Below are 17,151 nucleotides of genomic sequence, written 5' to 3'. Positions count from 1 at the left end.
AGAATGAAACTGAAAGCTTGGTGCGGTCCCTCTTTTTTTGTTTTCCAACAAATTCAGAAAAAAGGATGGTATCAAACATGAATAATGACAGAGGACTTTTGAGTGGCAGCATCACGATCCTGATTGGTGCGGTCATCGCAATTATGGCTCTCGTGCGCAGGCCCTGGCAGATCTGGCTGCTGCTGGGCGTTTTCACTCTCTGGGGACTGTGGGTAGTTTTGATCCTGCTTCTCCCCTATATGCAGCAGGCCCAACGGCGTCGCCAGCGTCAACAGCGCACCAGACAGCTCCATGCAGAAGGCATCCAAACACGAAGTTTTGAGATTCCTGACTTGGGCGGCACCAACTCCGATGACCTTCTGGTGCGCCACACCAACCATCGTATTCTGGCATATCTGCGCTCCGCTTATCCGCAAGCCACCTTCGAGTGGTGTGAAAAGCAGCCGGAGCAGCTGATCCGCAATGGCGGTACCGGCCGAATCCGTGTGTTTGGCATTGACGAGTTTGATCACGCCGATGTGACACTGGATCAGAACGCCAATATCAAATGCGATATGGTCAAAATCGTTCCGCTGTCCAAGGTCGGCGGAGAAACTAACGAGGATGATGCAACACCTCCGAACAGGCAGCCTGTTGATCCCCGTATCTGGTATGAAACGCAAGGACGCTCTGTACTGGAAGCACTGATCTCCGACCTTAATTCCCGTGGGCACAGTAAACTGACGCTTCGGGAAGACGGTGATATCTGCATTGAGCAGGGCGAAGATGCTGTTTCTCAGGAGCATCTGAACAACTTTCCCCAGAAGGTCTACTGGCCCCGTCTGGCAGAGGTTCTGGAAAGCAATGGTCTGGCCGCTGAAGTCACTGCCCAGGGCATTCAGGTGTCCTGGTAATGCTTCTGCTGCCAAGGAACACAGAGAAAGGAGTGAACTTGACGAATGAAATCAGGACTTACCATCGTGGAAATGGCACAGCAGATTGAACGCCAATCCAAACTCAAGCAAGACTATTTGCTTGATACCCGTCGGCTTCAAGTAGAACCTTTTGGTTCTCAACTTTATCTCCACACCTTTGATGACCACGATGACCCACTGGTGGAGCCACTGGAGATCAACCAGATCGCCCATCGGCAGATCGGCACACATCTGAAGATTCCGGCTGCTTACTATGACCGTATGCTTTCCGATTATCCGGAACTGCTGGCGGAGAATGTGAATTCCTGGTTCCAGCGGGAACCGACCCAGCGTATGGTCCGCACCCTGGATGGCACTGTACGGGCGTTTTTGAGCAACCGCTATCGCCGCATTGACAACCTGGACATTGCAGAAATCGTCCTTCCTGTCATTCAGCAAATGGAGGACGCCTATTTTGAAAGCTGCCAGATCACGGACAGCCGTATGTACATCAAGGTAGTCAACAAGCGGCTTGAAGCCGAAGTTGTACCCGGTGACATCGTGCAGTCCGGCGTTATCATCAGCAATAGTGAGGTTGGACTGGGTTCCGTCAACATCCAGCCTTTGGTCTATCGGCTGGTATGCAGTAACGGCATGGTTGTCAACGATGCCCAGACTCGCCGTACTCACATCGGACGGGTCAATGAGGCAGACGAAAACTTCCAACTGTTCTCACAGGAGACATTGGCCGCTGATGACCACGCATTTGCCATGAAGATCAAGGATACCGTGATGGCCGCCGTGGATGAAACACGGTTTACACGGGTAGTCGGCATGATGCGTGAAGCCACAACCGTCCAGATGAATACCACTGATATTCCCAGTGTTGTCCGTCTGGCAAGCAAGGATTTCAATATCACCGAGGAAGAAAGCACCGGCGTTCTGCAGCGTCTGATTGAAGGCAAGGATCTGACCCTCTATGGGCTATCCAATGCCGTAACACGCTTTAGTCAGGATGTGGACAGCTATGACCGCGCCACTGCCCTGGAGGGGATCGGATACAATATCCTGTCCATGCCCCGGCAGCAGTGGAACCGTATCAATCAGATGGCCGCCTGACCATCTGCAACCATCACATTTTTAAGGAGGAACCACTATGTATAATCAGAACAGCGATTTGATGAAACAGGAAAAATTCATGCTCCCCACTATGATCGAAAGCGATTTCAGCGCCGAGGAACTGGCCGAGGACGCCGATGGTCTGCAGATGAGCTTTCCGCGTGTCAAGATTCCCGCCGGCGGCACACTCCAGTTCGAGATGCCGTCCGATGATCCGGACAATCCTGACTATGAAAAGACTCTGGTAGGCGTCATTCTGCATAGCCACGCCACCTGCGCCTACTGGCCGGCCGGCAGCGAGTACGATGACGATACCACGCCGCTTTGTTCTTCTGCGGATGGCAAGATCGGCATCGGTACACCCGGCGGTGCCTGCGCCACCTGCGCAATGAACCGCTTTGGTTCTGCACCTGATGGCAGCAAGGGAAAAGCCTGCAAAAATATGCGTATACTCTACCTGCTCCGCAGTGGAGAGTACATGCCTCTGCAGATAAATCTGCCCCCCACCAGCATCAAACCTTTCAAAGACTTTTTGAATCGAGCTTTTATGTTCCGCTGCCGCGCCACCTGCGGAAGCATCGTGCAGATTGGTCTCAAGCGTGAGAACAACGGCACCAATGACTACAGTGTTGCTACCTTCAAACTGCTGCAGGATTTCCAGGGCGAGGAACTGGCTCAGATCCGGGCTTACGCCAACAGTTTTAAGGAGCAGATCAAACTCCTGCTCCAACAGCGTACCGAAATCACTGAGGAGCAGCGCGACACCGGCTGCGATTATGTAATCGAGCCTGGCGCCATGACCAACGAGCCGGCAGACGGTCACTATACTGTCAGCCAGATCAATGGTGACTGCGAGCAGCTGCCCGCATAAGTATCTTGATGTGACCTGCGCCACATGACACATGAACAAAGGGATGCCTTCGGTTGAACACACCGGAGGTATCCCTCTTTTTTTATTTAAGGAGGAAAATACAATGTTATGTGAAGTACCATTAACCAAAGAACAACAGGCATTTGCCACCGCCCATCATAGCCTGGTCTATAAGTTTCTGAACGAAAACCGGTTGCCAGAAGATGAATTTTACGATGTAGTCATTTTCGGCTATCTGAAAGCCGTTCGGGATTACTTTTCTGATCTCACCGCACAACAGTTCACTTTTTCCACCATCGCTAATCGGAGAATGAAATTCTGCTTATTCGATTACTTCCGTACCCAGGAGCGCCGCAAGCGCAATATGGAGGTTCTCAGTATTCATGTCGGATTATATCCTGATGGTGCACCTTTAGAAGATACCATTCCTGCCCATGACCCAATCATGCAGCAGTTGGAAATGGATCTTCTGCTCCACGAACTGGCCGGCAGAGTATCCAAGCAGCAAATGGATATTGTGCATCTGAAACAGGGCGGCTATGGTATCCGTGAGATTGCCCGCACCCAGAAGGTTCCTATGCGGCGCATTAAAGAGCTTCTGGCCGAAGTCCATGATGTGCTGTTGGACATTTGCTATGGGTAAACCCATTACAGATACGAAATACCCTTACATCCACATTTTCAAAAAGATTGGAGGTCAAACCGAATGAAGAAAGAAAAGAAACAGATCGTTTTGAATGGTTCTCTGCTACGTCCACTGTCTGTTGGGCGGGGTGCGCTTCTGCACGCCGGAGGAAACATCTACCACACTTCGCGTGTGGTGGCGATTCTGGAGGAGTCGGAGGATTGCGTCCGTTTTGAAACGCAGAACTCCCACTACCATCTGTCCATGTCCCCTTTTCCGCTGGCGGCTGTCAGTCCGCTCCCTGTGAGATTGGCCGCATGTGCGTGAAGGGACTGTAAATGGATTGGAACAGCCGGCTCCCGCTGACTATTCCACAAGTTCTGGCCGTGGCGGATACCATTCCGTCACGGCTCTTTTTATGGAGGAACAAAATGAACGAAGAAATCATGAATGAAATTCAACCAGTCCGCCCCAAAGACCAGTTTACCTTTTCCTGCCGTCAATGCGGGGCGTGCTGCCGCAATATCGAAGGCTGTGTAATGGTGGAGAGTCTGGACGCCTACCGCCTGGCTCGCTATCTCCGAACAAAAGGTGAGCCCATTGAAGGAATAGAGGATTTCCTGTTCCGCTACTGCGAACCGGAACCACTGACCGAAGAAGGCTTCCCTATCTATATGCTCAAGACAAAAGCCCCAAACGGCCCCTGTATCTTCCTTATGGATGGGCGCTGTTCCGTCTACCCTGCCCGTACCCGTACCTGCCGTATCTATCCTCTTACCGTAGGTCCAGGGGAGCGTGGCCGTGATTTTGAATACTGCCTGTGTCTGGACCGGCACCGGAGCCACTTTACCGGCAGCCGGGTATCCGTCAAGGACTGGTTGTATCAGAATTTTAAGAGGGAAGACAAAGAATATGTAAAGCGGGAATATGAGATCGCCACCGAACTGGGCAAACTGATGCGCGCCATTGACCCTGACATGCGGCAGGGCATTGTATTCAAGGTGATCTACTACCGCTATTACAATTTTGATTTAGACCAGCCTTTTCAGCCTCAGTATGAGCAGAATAACCGGCACCTGTTAGCAGACCTGCACCGGATTGCCAGGGAACAGTAAAAGGCAAATGGCTTTTAGAAAGGGGGCCTCATTTTATGAATTTACACGAAACAGCAATGGGGCAAAGATTTTTTAATGTTCAGCTCCCTGCACTGATCAACACACTCAAAGATATTGCGGCGGCGCTTTCCCGCCCTGCACCATCTGCTATATCCTTTCCGGCAGACCCACGCTTTCTCACTTCGCTCTATTATGGCGAATATGAAGCAGATGTGTTCAAGCTTGATAAACGCCTCACACCTTTTAATCAGGCAGTACAACAGAAAGAAAAAGCTCTGCTCCCGCTGCTCTCCAACGAGGCATCCATCGCTTTTGAACAGTATCAGACTGCGGTACAATGCCGCAATTCTGCTGTATTGGAGCAGGCATACGCCTCTGGTTACCGTACCGCTGTGCAGATGTTTGCGGCAGGCTTAGGCCCACAGCCGCCAATACCGGAACATGAGGAGGATAGCAATGGATGAGAACAGACTGCCCGAACTGCCCCAGGAAGCTTTTCGGCCAATGATCGCACAATCAGTCCAACTGGAACAGTTTTTGGGGGAAGAACTGATTTTTTGCTTTCGGGATCTTGATGGCGTCCATACCTTTACTACCTGCTATGGCGATATCTACAAAACAGTCAACGCACTGCGGGATTATGTCCGGCTTCTGGAATCGGTGTGCGATCAGTGGGAGCTGACTGGATTCCATCGTGCTACCTATGAGTACCATGCAGAAAAGCTACGTAAAATTGCGGACAAGCTGCAAGCTGGTATCGGCTACGACTATGACAAAGCCGTGGAACGATGCAAAAGAAAACGAGCCCAAAAGTCCCACAGCAGCGATGTCGGGGAAGATGCCCTTCTGCTGACGGTACGGGCTGCCGACAAGTCCACTGACAATGAAAAGGAGGCTGCGCCTTATGAGGAAGATACCCCTTGGGAACCTGAACTCGAATAACCCTATAAAAACATCTGTTAAAAAGTATCATGCAAACGTTGCCCGGCAATCTTCCAGAGAACGGAACCGATTGCTGGCCTGCAAGAGCTTTGCGTTTACCCACGCCAATGTGCATGAGCACTGCCGCCACTTCCGGCGCGGATAACCGCCCGGAAGTTACCCACGGAGGATGCCTATGGAACGAGATGAACTACGCACCACTTTAGTGAACCATCTGGAAACCCTGCGGCGCAATCTGCAGGTCGTATCCATGGAGGTGCTGAAAACCAAGTACAAAAAACCATTTGATGCCTTGCGGCAAGACATCTGTAAAGCCGCTACCGCCTATACCCGCTTTCTGGTATTTGACGGTATGCGGATCAAACACAAATACTTTGATGAGGCCGTACCCTATATAGATGCAGCTGTGAAGCAAACCAAGCGGCTCAAACAGATCTCAGATGCTGCCTTTCAGCGCCAGGATATTGACGAGATCGAATCCCTCGCCCTTGCCCTGCGCAAAGAGATAGAAGCAGCTCTGCAGCCCTTCTATATGGGACATATGTGCCTTTATGTGACGCCGGAATGCTTTGACGACCCGCCCAAGACGCCGGAAGTCTACAACGATGCAACCGCCTGCGTCTGGCGGGATGGTACATGGCAGCTTCTGGAGGATACCAGCAATGGGTTCCTACTCTTTGTTCAATCCAAATCCAAGGAGGAAGCTGCCGCATGAAAAATACATCTCAGCAATATCTAAACAGCGAAGCACACGGTTATCTCATGGAGGCCAAAGCCTGCAAGCTTTTGCTCAAAGACTTGGAGCGCATCCGCGCCAAGCTCAAGCGGCACATCGAAAAGGAAGCCGCAGACCGCGAGGCAGAATTTGAAGCAGCTATGCAATACCATAGCGAAAGCGACATCCAGGAAGCCTACGGCTGGGAATTCATCAGCGAACAGCAATATGAGCGCTATCTGGAATTGTTTCGTCAGGGACGCAAAGCACTTGACGAACACAGCCCCACTGTTACAGAACTGGCTCTCTCCATCCTGAACCGCATCTTTCTGGATATTGATAGGGACTGCCGCCAATGCGAGTTTGAAGCCCTGTCACCGGAAGAACAGCTTGCCGAGTTGAAGCGTGCTGAAGAATCCAGACAGGCATGGAAGCAGTATATCGCCAGTCTGAAGGAAATGATCAACCCCTCCGCTGCGCAGGAATGACCCTTAAAATCGCTACTGAAATTTACTTTGCAGACTGCCTACTTGCAAAATCAGATTTTTTCGGCTAAAATAGGTATATAATAATATATCAGCCGAAATTAAGAAAGGAGGAACGCCTGTGTATATCACCCGACACATGGAGAAACCGGTGATGGAGCTGAATGAACAGTATCCTGTGCTTCTGCTTACCGGCCCAAGGCAGGTTGGAAAAACTACCATGCTGGAACATTTGATAGAGGTCGAGGGCAAGGGGCGCAAAAAGGTCTCTTTGGATGATCTGACGCTGCGGGAACTCGCCAAGACGGACCCAAAGATGTTCTTTCAGCTGTATCAGCCGCCGCTGCTCATTGACGAAGTGCAATACGCACCGGAACTGTTCCCATATATCAAAATCATGGTAGATGAACGCCATCAGCCCGGCGATTTCTGGCTGACGGGTTCTCAGCTTTTCAAGATGATGGAGGGCGTACAGGAATCTCTGGCAGGCCGGGTGGCTCTGCTCCACCTCTCACCGCTTTCCCAGAGTGAGATCATGAAACGGCCTCCTGAACCACCGTTCAGCCTGGAGCTGCCTCTTTTGTCCGAACGGCAGAACGGACGCCAAATGCTGAACACGCCAGAGGTCTTTCAGCATATCCATCAGGGCGGGATGCCTGCCCTGGTCACAGGAACCTATTCCAATGCCTCCATCTTCTATTCCAGTTACATTGACACTTACATGGAACGGGATGTGCGGCGGCTGTCCAATGACATTGACAGCTTGAAGTTTTTGCGGTTCCTGCGTTCTGTTGCCGCCAGGACTTCCCAGCAGGTCAATTACAAGGGCATTGCCGATGATGCGGAGATCGACCAGACCACAGCCAAAAACTGGCTTCATGTTCTGGAGGCGCTGGGGATCATCTTTTTATTGGAACCCTATTCCAATAATGTCCTCAAACGCACCGTATCCACACCCAAGCTCTACTTCTACGACTCCGGCATTGTCTGCTACCTGACCCGTTGGAGCAGTCCGGAGACAGCCATGGAAGGAGCCATGAGCGGCGCACTACTGGAAAACTATACCGTAGCGGAAATCATCAAGACCTATCAGAACGCCGGCCAGGAGCCATTCCTGTACTATTACCGGGATAAGGATGCCAGAGAAATCGACCTGATCCTGGAGCGTGACGGAAAACTGTTTCCCATCGAGATCAAAAAGATGGCCTCGCCGCCAAAGAAATTGACGAAGGTATTTGACCTGATCGACAAGTCCCCACTGCAGCGCGGCACTGGTGCTATCCTGTGCATGGCTGACCAGTTGGGCGCTTTTGATCAGAACAATCTGATCGTGCCTATCTCTTTGATTTAACGAGGAACCCTGCCGCATTACCTGCGGCTTATAACCGAAAGGATCGACAGACTGCATTTAGCGGCCTGCCGGTCCTTTTTTCATTTAGGAGGAAACACCTGATGATAAAACGACAAATATCTTTTCTGTTTGAAGATCCCGGATTCTGTATAGATGTATTCTGCACCATTGCAGAACCGGTACGCTACTACAACCGGGATACCGAAAGCGGCGCATGGTACAGCTCTACACCGGACTGGAATGAAAATGGCAGTCTCATCCGGGAAGACCTCATCTTTGAAGTGATTGCAGATGGCGTAGTCTGTGCACTGGACGGCAATGGTAACTTTGAAGGCAAGAAACCCTTCGTACCTTTCTGCCAATTCCGCCAATCGCTGGTGCAGTCCGTTCATACACAATATCCGCACCTGCAGAATCAGGAAGCACTAAGGGAAAAGCTGCTCTCCCTGCCGGATGTCATAGAAACGGTTGGGCATGGTTGGTACTGGGAAAACTGGCTCTTTGCCACCGATTTTGAGAACACCGTTGAGGAAGCCGTAGACTCAGCTGAATGGCTAAATAGTCAGTTCCACATTCTGGCTGTCCGCTATACCCACAAGCCCACCGGCTTTGTGTTTACCAACTACCGTTTCCGGGACAAAAGAGCCGAAGCCAAATCTTCCGGACATGACCTACTGCTCTATGACTGGAAAGACCAATGACCACACTGCGTCAAAAAATGCAGCAACTATACACAAGGAGGATGCAAAATGAAAATCCACGAAGATCGTTCTCATATGAATATTGATACCAGATGGTTTGAAAAAGGCTATGTCAAAGAAGATGTCCACTCCCTGCGCCTGCAGTCTCTATGCACCGAAGCAGAGGCAGCAGCCAACAAACAGTTTTACGACAGCCACACCCGCGAAGAATGGGATCAGTATATCCGCCAAGCAAGTTTGGAGAGCAGCGCAGCAATGAAACCCGTCATGGAAGCTATCGCACAGGACTTTGTCTGCTACCAGTATGACGAAAATATCCCTGTGTCCTATGGCAGCGACCGATGGGACCTGTACTTCTGGTGTAATCCCTTTAACGGCGCCGCAGACGCATCCGAACGGGATTTCTCATATTTCACGCTGACCTTTAACGAGCGTCAGACGCTGGAGAAACGAAAAAAAGTCTGTCAACAGGTGCTGGAGCTCCTATGCTCACGCTTTCAGGAGCATCCCCATCTCCATGTAGCCGTACAGTATTCCATATGGTTTGACCATCCGAAGATCCACGATGCGGTGGAGCGCGCAAAGCCCCGTCTGCATGGGCTGCGCTGTATCCAGGAGCAAAAAGAAGGAAAGCTGCTCCTGCAGGACGGTACCCTGCTCTTCAAGCCAAAATACGCAAAGAAATATGCCCGCACGCTGAGCCAGAGCCAGATTCTGTCCCTTAGTTGGGAACTGGGCGTGGAGGACGAAGAACCTGATACCGATGCGGCACCTGTTACCTTGCCTTACAAGAAATTTGGCGCCACGCACCCCATCCAGCTGCAGGTGACTTCCTACCTGAATGGAAACCTTGCCATACAAATGGTGACATGGGAAAGCGGCGACCCGGAACCCTGGGCGACTCTCACCGTCAACCTGCCCGGCCAACGGCAAAAAGACCATGCCTTTATCGACACCAATGCCGATTCGGAATTTCCCACCTGGCTCATCCGACATGGTCTGGCTATCCCAACCGGCCGCACCATGCAGAGTGGGTTCTGCACCTATCCTGAATATCGTTTTCGTGCCAACCGGCTGCAGGAGCTGGACCCGGAAGGGTATGCAGGCTACCTGAAAAACTTTGAAAGGCGGTGCAGCGCATGAAATATAAGGCAATTTATGATGTACTGAATGAAAGGCGGCAGACTACCCCCGGTTTCTGTTACCATGACCGCAGCGGCTGGCGTGCTTACCCCCAGACCTACATGACCATGCAGTGCCCTTTATGGATTATTGCTGAAGATGCTGCCACGGGCAGGCGTCTGTGGATCACTCAGGAGGGCACCCGATTTAGCATTTCCATTCGAAGGATGGATGAACAGCGGCACAACTATGGCCCTACCTATCGCATTACTTGTGAAAACAGGACAAAGCTGGCTCAGGTTCTGCGCTATCAGTTCGAGTCAAAAACTTTGGCTGTGTAGCTGACGATGACCAGAGAGGAACTGCATTCCTCTCCCTGCTCCGGTTTCCTTGTCCGGAACACACACTAAGAAGCACCGGAAATCTGCATTTTTGCAGACGTCCGGTGCTTCTTTGGAGGAAAACGCTTATGAATACTCTCGCATTTACGCTGGGCGAATACCGATCCCAGCTGACTTTGAAAATCAGTACCTATCCCAACGGCAATCTCGCCATCAAGCTTTATGAAAAGGATCACGGCATCCTGATTTTTTGGGAAACCCTTACCACCAACTTAACCGGAATCCGGCCCGACCACTGCGCTTTCATCAATATAAAAGCCGCAGACGGACTTTTTCCAGTCTGGCTGTCAGACAATCACCTTGCGGAACCTACCGGGCAAATTCTTGAATCGGATGGCTGCCTTTACCCTGAATACCTGTTTAATGGCAAAGAACTGGATGCCCTGGATCATGAGGGGCATACCCTCTACATCCGGCGGCAGAAAGGCGAGCTGGGGCGCCGCTTTGAGCGGCTGTATCTTGCCCTGCGAAGACTGGCGCGAGAAATCAACGGATTCAGCTACACCGATTACAGCGGCTGGCGGTGTCTGGATGGGAGTTCCTCCACCCTGCCCCTCTGGATCGAGGCATTTGACCCTTCTCATGGCCGCAAATTCATCTTCACGCAGAAAGGTCCCGCACTCCAAACTACCATCCTCTATGCAGATGGTACAGAGAAGCAGCGCATCTATCGGCGTAAAGAGGACATGGCAACCGAGCTGATGGCCATGTTTCAGGAAGAATTGCGTGTCTACCCTCCCTGGTCTGAAGACCGGAGGAAACGGTACGAATATTAAAGGAATAAAATTAGGAGGACATCATCATGAAGATCCATATCTATCCCAAATCCATGTTGGAAACCGTATGGCAGCAGGACAAACTGCTGTTTACCCCAGAAGCGGAGCAACCACCCCTGTGTCTTCGATGTGGGCAGCCACTGGACCACCGGCTGGTCATCAACGCCCTGAGCCGCTATGCAGATGTCCATATCTGCGAGGCGTGCGGTATGGATGAAGCCCTGCGTGATGCCAACCGTTGCCCACTTCCTCTAACAGAATGGGCAGCTGTCAAAAACGGTTTGAGCCAGCAGCAGACCGATTTTGAAGCTCCGCTGCTGACTACTTCCTGCACCTTTGAAGATCTATTCCAGCAGGGTTCCCGGCCTGCCAGCGAGATAGCCTATTCCCGTTCTGATTATGATGGATGGAAATGGTGGACCACTTGGCATCAGTGCCAAAAGAGCGCGCCCATTCTGGAAGCTGCCCATGAAATTGATGCTTTCCAGAATGCGCTGTTCCAACTGCCGGAGTTTCGGAATTTGGACACCTTGACACGGTTCTGCCGAGGGTACGCCCAACCCACCAGCGAGCCCACCGAATTCAATTTGTATTCGGAAACTGCTCACTTTTATATCTGGCTGCGGTTGATTACCAGGCGTCGAGATTATAATGCCTATGTGCATTACTATCTGAAAGGTTAAAAAGTCTGCAACGCACCGGATACAGTATGCCTATCGACTCTGTATTCGGTGCATTTTTCTCTATGAAATAGTTATTTATTTTTATGTACACTTATAAAATCTTGTTGCAAAAGTCAACCTGCTATATAATTATAAAGAAATATATTTTTCAAAATCTGTCCGTTGTAATATTTCGCAGACATTTGCCTGTTATAATATCCGCAAAAGCAAAGGAAGTTGAGGGATTTTTGAGATTTACCATATATCATATAAAGAATGGAGGTGCATGATTTTGAATCCTAAATTACTGATCGTTGATGATGAACGCGGTATTGTTGATATGATACAGAGTTATTTTCAAACACGATATGATATTCTGACCGCTTATAGCGGCCAAGAAGCACTCAAAAAAGTAGCCTACAAACCAGATTTAATTTTATTAGACATCAATATGCCTGGAATGGATGGCCTGACTGTATGCCAGAAGATACGGGAACACATAGCCTGTCCCATTCTTTTTTTGACTGCTCGTATTGAATCCAGCGATAAGATTATTGGATTTCAGGCCGGGGCGGATGATTATATCGTCAAGCCCTTTGATTTGGATGAATTGGGGGCGCGTATTGCTGCACATTTGCGCCGTGAGCAGCGACGCCAAAATAATTCGGCAGTACGCTTCTTTGGTGAATTGATACTGGACTATTCCGCCCGAACAGTTACAATCAATAATCAGAACATCCCGCTATCTAAGAGGGAGTTTGAGATTGTAGAACTTTTATCCCTCAATGCAGGACAGGTTTTTGATCGTGAGCGGATTTATGAGCGTGTGTGGGGATTAGATGGGGACGGAAACAGCGATACAATTATGGAGCATATCCGGAAAATACGCGCTAAATTTGCAGCACATACATTGCACAATTACATTGAAACAGTTTGGGGGTGTGGGTATCGGTGGAACGCCTAAAAAATATGGGACTAAAGAAATCTTTCCTGTTATTATCCCTCTCCTGTTTAGCGGTGGCATTTCTCCTGCTTGGTGCGGTTATCTTTCTTTGCCGTGGCATTGAAAACTATTATCCTTTAGGCGGTGTAGAAATCCTATCGGATGGTTCAATCGTACCCCTGCCATCTCCTACGGCGTCACAACAGCGCATTTTGGCTATCCTAAATATTGTGCAGACGCTTTCCTGTATTCTTTTCCCGGTAGGTGGATTGATTGTTTCAGTCTTTCTTTTTTATTATCTCAAATTGAAGCAGCCTATTTCCTGCCTGCAAAATGGCATTATGCGGATTCAGAATAATGATCTGGATTTTTCGCTGCCGATTTTGTCTTACGATGAAATGGGACAACTATGTGCTGCCTTTGAAGAAATGCGGAGTGAACTTCTGAAATCGAATCGGCTGTTGTGGCAACAGGCCGAGGAACGCAAACGGCTCAATGCCGCATTTTCCCATGATCTGCGTAACCCGATTACGGTATTAAAAGGAAGTGTAAAACTTTTACGGCAAGGTATTCAGGACGAACAGACCATAGACCGGCTGGAAAGTTACACTTTACGGATTGAGCAGTATGTAGAAGCTATGAGCAGTGTTCAAAAGTTGGAACAACTCTCTGTTAAGCCAAAAGAAATCAGACTATCCGTTTTGCAGAGTGAATTGCAGGAAACAGCACGACTGTTGGCGCTATCCAAAAAAGTTTCTGTTTTAGTCCCATCAGGCGGAACTGTTTGTATAGATCACGGGCTATTTCTTACCGTAGCGGAAAATCTGATTGGAAATGCGGCGCGATTTGCAGAAAAAGCAATCTCTATTCAAATAACGCTGCAAAATGATTCTATGACCTTGAATGTAGAAGATGATGGTGCTGGTTATCCGCTGTCTCTCGTGCAGAATGGGCCAAACCCTTTTGAAACGACAAGTAGTAATTCCTCACATTTCGGAATGGGGCTTTACAGCAGCAGAATTTTATGTGAAAAACATGGTGGCCGATTGATTTTGGAAAATAGGGTTGGGGGCGGTGCATCCGCAACTGCTATTTTTCATTTCGTGTAATCCTTGAGCGATTTTTGAGATTTATCATTTACACTCTCCTTATACCACAAATAAGGAGAGTGTTTTTTATGAATATTGAGGCAAAGAATTTATCAAAGATTTATGGTGACGGTGAAAACCGAGTGGTGGCTTTGGATCATGCGAATCTCGAAATTGTATCCAGTGATTTTATTTCTATTATGGGACCATCTGGAAGCGGAAAAAGTACCCTGCTTCATTTGCTTTCCGGCTTGGATAAGCCATCTTCCGGCTCGCTGACCTATGATGGTAAAGATATTTACAGTTACAGCGATAAGGAGTTGTCGGCATTCCGCCGGAAGCGGATTGGATTTATTTTTCAGCAATTTAATCTGCTTCCGGTTCTGACGGCGAAAGAAAATATTATCATGCCTCTTTTGCTGGATAAACAAAAACCGGATGAAGCATACCTGAAACAGCTTACAGAACTGCTTGGCATTCAGGGCCGCTTGGAACATCTGCCCCATGAGTTATCCGGCGGCCAGCAGCAGCGTGTAGCCATCGCCCGCGCTTTGATTGCAAAGCCGGATGTAATTTTTGCTGATGAGCCTACGGGAAATCTGGACAGCAAAAGCGGCGGCGAAGTCATGGAACTGCTTCAAAATGTATGGAAAAAGATGGGTAAAGCTCTCGTTGTCATTACCCATGACAGCCGTATTGCGCGAATGGCAGACCGCCAGTTTCAGATCGTAGATGGTGTGCTTGCGGAGGTGACAGCGAAATGAAATCTTATCGTACATTAGCATTGAAAGAACTACTGTCCCAAAAAGTCACTTCTATTCTTATTTTGATTGCCGTTGTGCTGTCTACTATGATGACAACCATTGTAGGACAATCCATTGGCGTACTTAGTGCAATGCGGGAACAGCAGGCCATCGCTATCGGAGGAAACCGATATGCCACTTTTTTGCAGATGAATGCAGAGCAGCTTCATGCACTGGAACAGGATGAGCGTCTTTCCTATGTAGGCAAATCTATTTATATGGGAAGTTTAGAACTCTCCCCATCTCTTACTCTTGGTTTGATGGAATATTGGGATGATACTGCCGCTATCTATCCATCCAGTACCAGTGTAGAAGAAGGTCGTCTGCCGGAAGCCCCGATGGAAATAGCGCTTTCTGAAGATATTCTGAAATATCTTGGCTTTGAGGGCGGTATTGGAGATAAGATTACACTTTCACTGCAAAAAAATCTTCGCCACAACATTGCGGACAGCTATTCCTATACAGCAGAATTTGTTCTTACAGGGATATTGAAAAATAACTACTTGGGATATACAAGCGACACTGTTACGGGAGTTGTAGGGGAAGGAACTGCTGAACAACTTTTAACGGAATCTTATATTTATTACAATGTGGATATTCGGACTGCCGATAAAAAGAATTTTCAAGCAGTTGTCGATGACATCAATAAGGAATTTAATATCCATGAGCTTGATACCAGCTATAATATTGTATATTTGAACGCCTTGGGAATTTCCTATACTGCAAATTCCGAGGGTGCTAATGATAAGGGATTCTCTTTTATGACAGTCGCAGGGATATTAGTGGGTACTTTGATTTTGCTGGCTGCTGGTCTTGTGATTTACAACATTCTGAAAATATCTGTATCAAAACGGATAAAGGGATATGGAACACTTCGGGCTATTGGAGGCGAAAAAGGACAGCTTTATCAGATCATTGTAATTGAAGTAATCCTATTGTGCCTGATGGGGATTCCTATTGGTATGCTTCTTGGTTTCCTGAGTGCCAGAGGAATTTTAGAGGCAGCTACCGGCCTGGTTTCCCCTGAATTGTTCTTGGTTCAGGATGCTTCTGAATTGAAAACTCTAATAGCAGAGAACAGTTCTTTGAATGGAACCTTACTGGTTTTAAGCGGAGCAATCACTTTGGCGTTTGCGTTGTTTGCAGCATTACCAGCAGCCAGATCAGCCGCAAGGGTATCTCCCATTATGGCGATGTCTGGAACAAATCTAAAAATTCGGCGCAGAAAGCGTAAAACAAAGAAAATCCATCATTTTGAAGCATATTATGCCCGCCTGAACTTAAAGAGAAATAAAGGCCGTACTGCAATTACAATTTTGTCCCTTGTTATGAGTATCACGGTTTTTATTGCCCTGCAAGGGTTTTCCTCTCTCCTGAACGCTGCAAGCGCCCTGCAAGATAATCATGTAGGAGATTATCAGATCACAAATGAAAGTATTGGATTTACCACAGATGATCTGAACACTTTGCGGAAAAATGAAGCTGTGCAAAGTGTAGCCGCCATACAATTTTCGCTTTACGAACAAAATGAAAATGGGCTGCTCGATGAAATCAGTCTTGAATTTCAACTGAAACCCGGCGAAACTTTTCAGGTTGTCGGATTGAACAATGAATATTGGGATTATTTTATGGGGGATCAATTACCAGAAGAACAGCTTGGACAACTGAAATCAGGGAACGCCTGTATAGTAAGGAATCCTATTCCCATGAGCTACGGCGAAGATGTTCTTGAATTTACAAATATAGAGGCCGGAGAAAGCATCTGTGTTGCGGGAATGGAGCTGAATGTTTTGAAAACCTTGGATGGCTATGACGGTTATCTTGGTATTGGAAATGGCGGTTTCACAAATGGTGTTCAAGTGATCGTTGATGATGCTATCTATGAACGCCTGACGGGAAAAGATACCTATTCAGAGTTTTTGCCTACACTGAACGAGGGTGCTGACAGGGAAAACTTTGATACATTTATCGAGGCGTTTTGTAACAGAATACCGGGGACAACATTCTTGTCATATGAAGAAACCGACCAGCAACTAAAAGAGAGCTTTGCACAAATTCAAATGCTGGCATGGGGGCTGATTCTTTTCGTTGGCCTGATTGGTATTCTTAATATCATCAATACCGTTTACACAAATATTCACACCAGAGTAACAGAAATCGGTATGCAGCGGGCCATTGGAATGAGTGCCGATAGCCTTTATAAAACTTTCCTTTGGGAAGGTGCATATTACGGAATCATTGCCTCTGTGATTGGAAGCGTGCTGGGATATGTTTGTACGATCTTCATTGAGGCGGCCACGAGCGACACCATCCAGCTTGTTGCAATCCCTGTCATGCCCATTCTTGAAGCAACCCTCTTGGCAGTAGGAGCTTGCTTGCTGGCAACAGCAATTCCGCTACGGAAAATTTCAAAAATGAATATTGTGGATTCGATTGAAACGGTTGAGTAGAACACTATTTTTTGAACTGTCCGAACTTTCTAATATTTTGTGGACATTTAGGTTTTAGAATGACCTTATCAGTGAAAGCAGGTGGATAA

The 17,151-nt window shown here is 48.4% G+C and carries 20 protein-coding genes; all 20 read left to right on the top strand.

What is annotated here, in order from left to right:
• Window positions 1-77 precede the first annotated feature (77 nt).
• Window positions 78-893: a hypothetical protein gene (locus tag WMO29_RS13345; RefSeq protein ID WP_003499647.1), complete on the top strand. Its 816-nt coding sequence runs from the start codon at window positions 78-80 to the stop codon at window positions 891-893.
• Window positions 894-938: 45 nt separating this feature from the next.
• The gene (locus WMO29_RS13340) at window positions 939-2,012 is read left to right on the top strand and encodes a DUF932 domain-containing protein (RefSeq protein WP_003499648.1); all 1,074 of its coding nucleotides are present in this window, start codon (window positions 939-941) and stop codon (window positions 2,010-2,012) included.
• Window positions 2,013-2,049: 37 nt separating this feature from the next.
• Entirely contained in the window at window positions 2,050-2,883 is an 834-nt protein-coding gene (locus WMO29_RS13335) for a hypothetical protein (protein ID WP_003499649.1), read from the top strand.
• Window positions 2,884-2,986: 103 nt separating this feature from the next.
• Window positions 2,987-3,526: a hypothetical protein gene (locus WMO29_RS13330; protein ID WP_003502011.1), complete on the top strand. Its 540-nt coding sequence runs from the start codon at window positions 2,987-2,989 to the stop codon at window positions 3,524-3,526.
• Between the two features lie 63 nt (window positions 3,527-3,589).
• A complete protein-coding gene (locus WMO29_RS13325) occupies window positions 3,590-3,835 on the top strand; it encodes a hypothetical protein (RefSeq protein ID WP_003502009.1) in 246 nt (81 codons plus the stop codon).
• A gap of 104 nt (window positions 3,836-3,939) precedes the next feature.
• Entirely contained in the window at window positions 3,940-4,623 is a 684-nt protein-coding gene (locus tag WMO29_RS13320; protein WP_003502007.1) for a YkgJ family cysteine cluster protein, read from the top strand.
• Between the two features lie 35 nt (window positions 4,624-4,658).
• Window positions 4,659-5,087: a DUF6809 family protein gene (locus tag WMO29_RS13315; RefSeq protein WP_003502005.1), complete on the top strand. Its 429-nt coding sequence runs from the start codon at window positions 4,659-4,661 to the stop codon at window positions 5,085-5,087.
• A gap of 40 nt (window positions 5,088-5,127) precedes the next feature.
• Entirely contained in the window at window positions 5,128-5,565 is a 438-nt protein-coding gene (locus WMO29_RS13310; protein WP_270224393.1) for a hypothetical protein, read from the top strand.
• A 175-nt stretch (window positions 5,566-5,740) separates the two neighbouring features.
• A complete protein-coding gene (locus tag WMO29_RS13305) occupies window positions 5,741-6,280 on the top strand; it encodes a hypothetical protein (protein ID WP_003502000.1) in 540 nt (179 codons plus the stop codon).
• Entirely contained in the window at window positions 6,277-6,768 is a 492-nt protein-coding gene (locus tag WMO29_RS13300) for an adenylosuccinate lyase (RefSeq protein ID WP_227589412.1), read from the top strand. Before WMO29_RS13305 ends, WMO29_RS13300 begins: the two co-directional genes overlap by 4 nt.
• 118 nt (window positions 6,769-6,886) lie before the next feature.
• On the top strand, window positions 6,887-8,116 hold the full coding sequence (locus WMO29_RS13295; RefSeq protein ID WP_331465188.1) for an ATP-binding protein: 1,230 nt from the start codon (window positions 6,887-6,889) through the stop codon (window positions 8,114-8,116).
• Window positions 8,117-8,217: 101 nt separating this feature from the next.
• Complete coding sequence (locus WMO29_RS13290) at window positions 8,218-8,817, top strand: hypothetical protein (RefSeq protein WP_227589413.1); 600 nt, start codon at window positions 8,218-8,220, stop codon at window positions 8,815-8,817.
• A gap of 48 nt (window positions 8,818-8,865) precedes the next feature.
• Window positions 8,866-9,960, top strand: coding sequence for a DUF4313 domain-containing protein (locus WMO29_RS13285; RefSeq protein ID WP_227589414.1), 1,095 nt, complete (start codon window positions 8,866-8,868; stop codon window positions 9,958-9,960).
• Window positions 9,957-10,280, top strand: a complete 324-nt coding sequence (locus WMO29_RS13280; RefSeq protein ID WP_006874331.1) for a hypothetical protein — start codon at window positions 9,957-9,959, stop codon at window positions 10,278-10,280. Before WMO29_RS13285 ends, WMO29_RS13280 begins: the two co-directional genes overlap by 4 nt.
• Before the next feature lie 128 nt (window positions 10,281-10,408).
• Window positions 10,409-11,116 (top strand): DUF4313 domain-containing protein, encoded by a 708-nt coding sequence (locus WMO29_RS13275; protein WP_227589415.1) that lies wholly within the window; start codon window positions 10,409-10,411, stop codon window positions 11,114-11,116.
• 26 nt (window positions 11,117-11,142) lie between these two features.
• Window positions 11,143-11,799 (top strand): hypothetical protein, encoded by a 657-nt coding sequence (locus WMO29_RS13270; RefSeq protein ID WP_227589416.1) that lies wholly within the window; start codon window positions 11,143-11,145, stop codon window positions 11,797-11,799.
• A 271-nt stretch (window positions 11,800-12,070) separates the two neighbouring features.
• A complete protein-coding gene (locus WMO29_RS13265; RefSeq protein ID WP_431833075.1) occupies window positions 12,071-12,742 on the top strand; it encodes a response regulator transcription factor in 672 nt (223 codons plus the stop codon).
• Complete coding sequence (locus WMO29_RS13260) at window positions 12,730-13,830, top strand: HAMP domain-containing sensor histidine kinase (protein ID WP_204987124.1); 1,101 nt, start codon at window positions 12,730-12,732, stop codon at window positions 13,828-13,830. Before WMO29_RS13265 ends, WMO29_RS13260 begins: the two co-directional genes overlap by 13 nt.
• A gap of 68 nt (window positions 13,831-13,898) precedes the next feature.
• Window positions 13,899-14,573: an ABC transporter ATP-binding protein gene (locus WMO29_RS13255; protein ID WP_148336085.1), complete on the top strand. Its 675-nt coding sequence runs from the start codon at window positions 13,899-13,901 to the stop codon at window positions 14,571-14,573.
• On the top strand, window positions 14,570-17,062 hold the full coding sequence (locus WMO29_RS13250; protein WP_349165118.1) for an ABC transporter permease: 2,493 nt from the start codon (window positions 14,570-14,572) through the stop codon (window positions 17,060-17,062). Before WMO29_RS13255 ends, WMO29_RS13250 begins: the two co-directional genes overlap by 4 nt.
• Window positions 17,063-17,151: the final 89 nt, after the last annotated feature.

Source organism: Laedolimicola intestinihominis, from assembly GCF_040096155.1.
GTDB classification, from domain to species: Bacteria; Bacillota; Clostridia; order Lachnospirales; family Lachnospiraceae; genus Laedolimicola; species Laedolimicola intestinihominis.
Note: the sequence above shows the minus strand (reverse complement) of the source record. Positions and strands in the feature narration are given on the sequence as shown.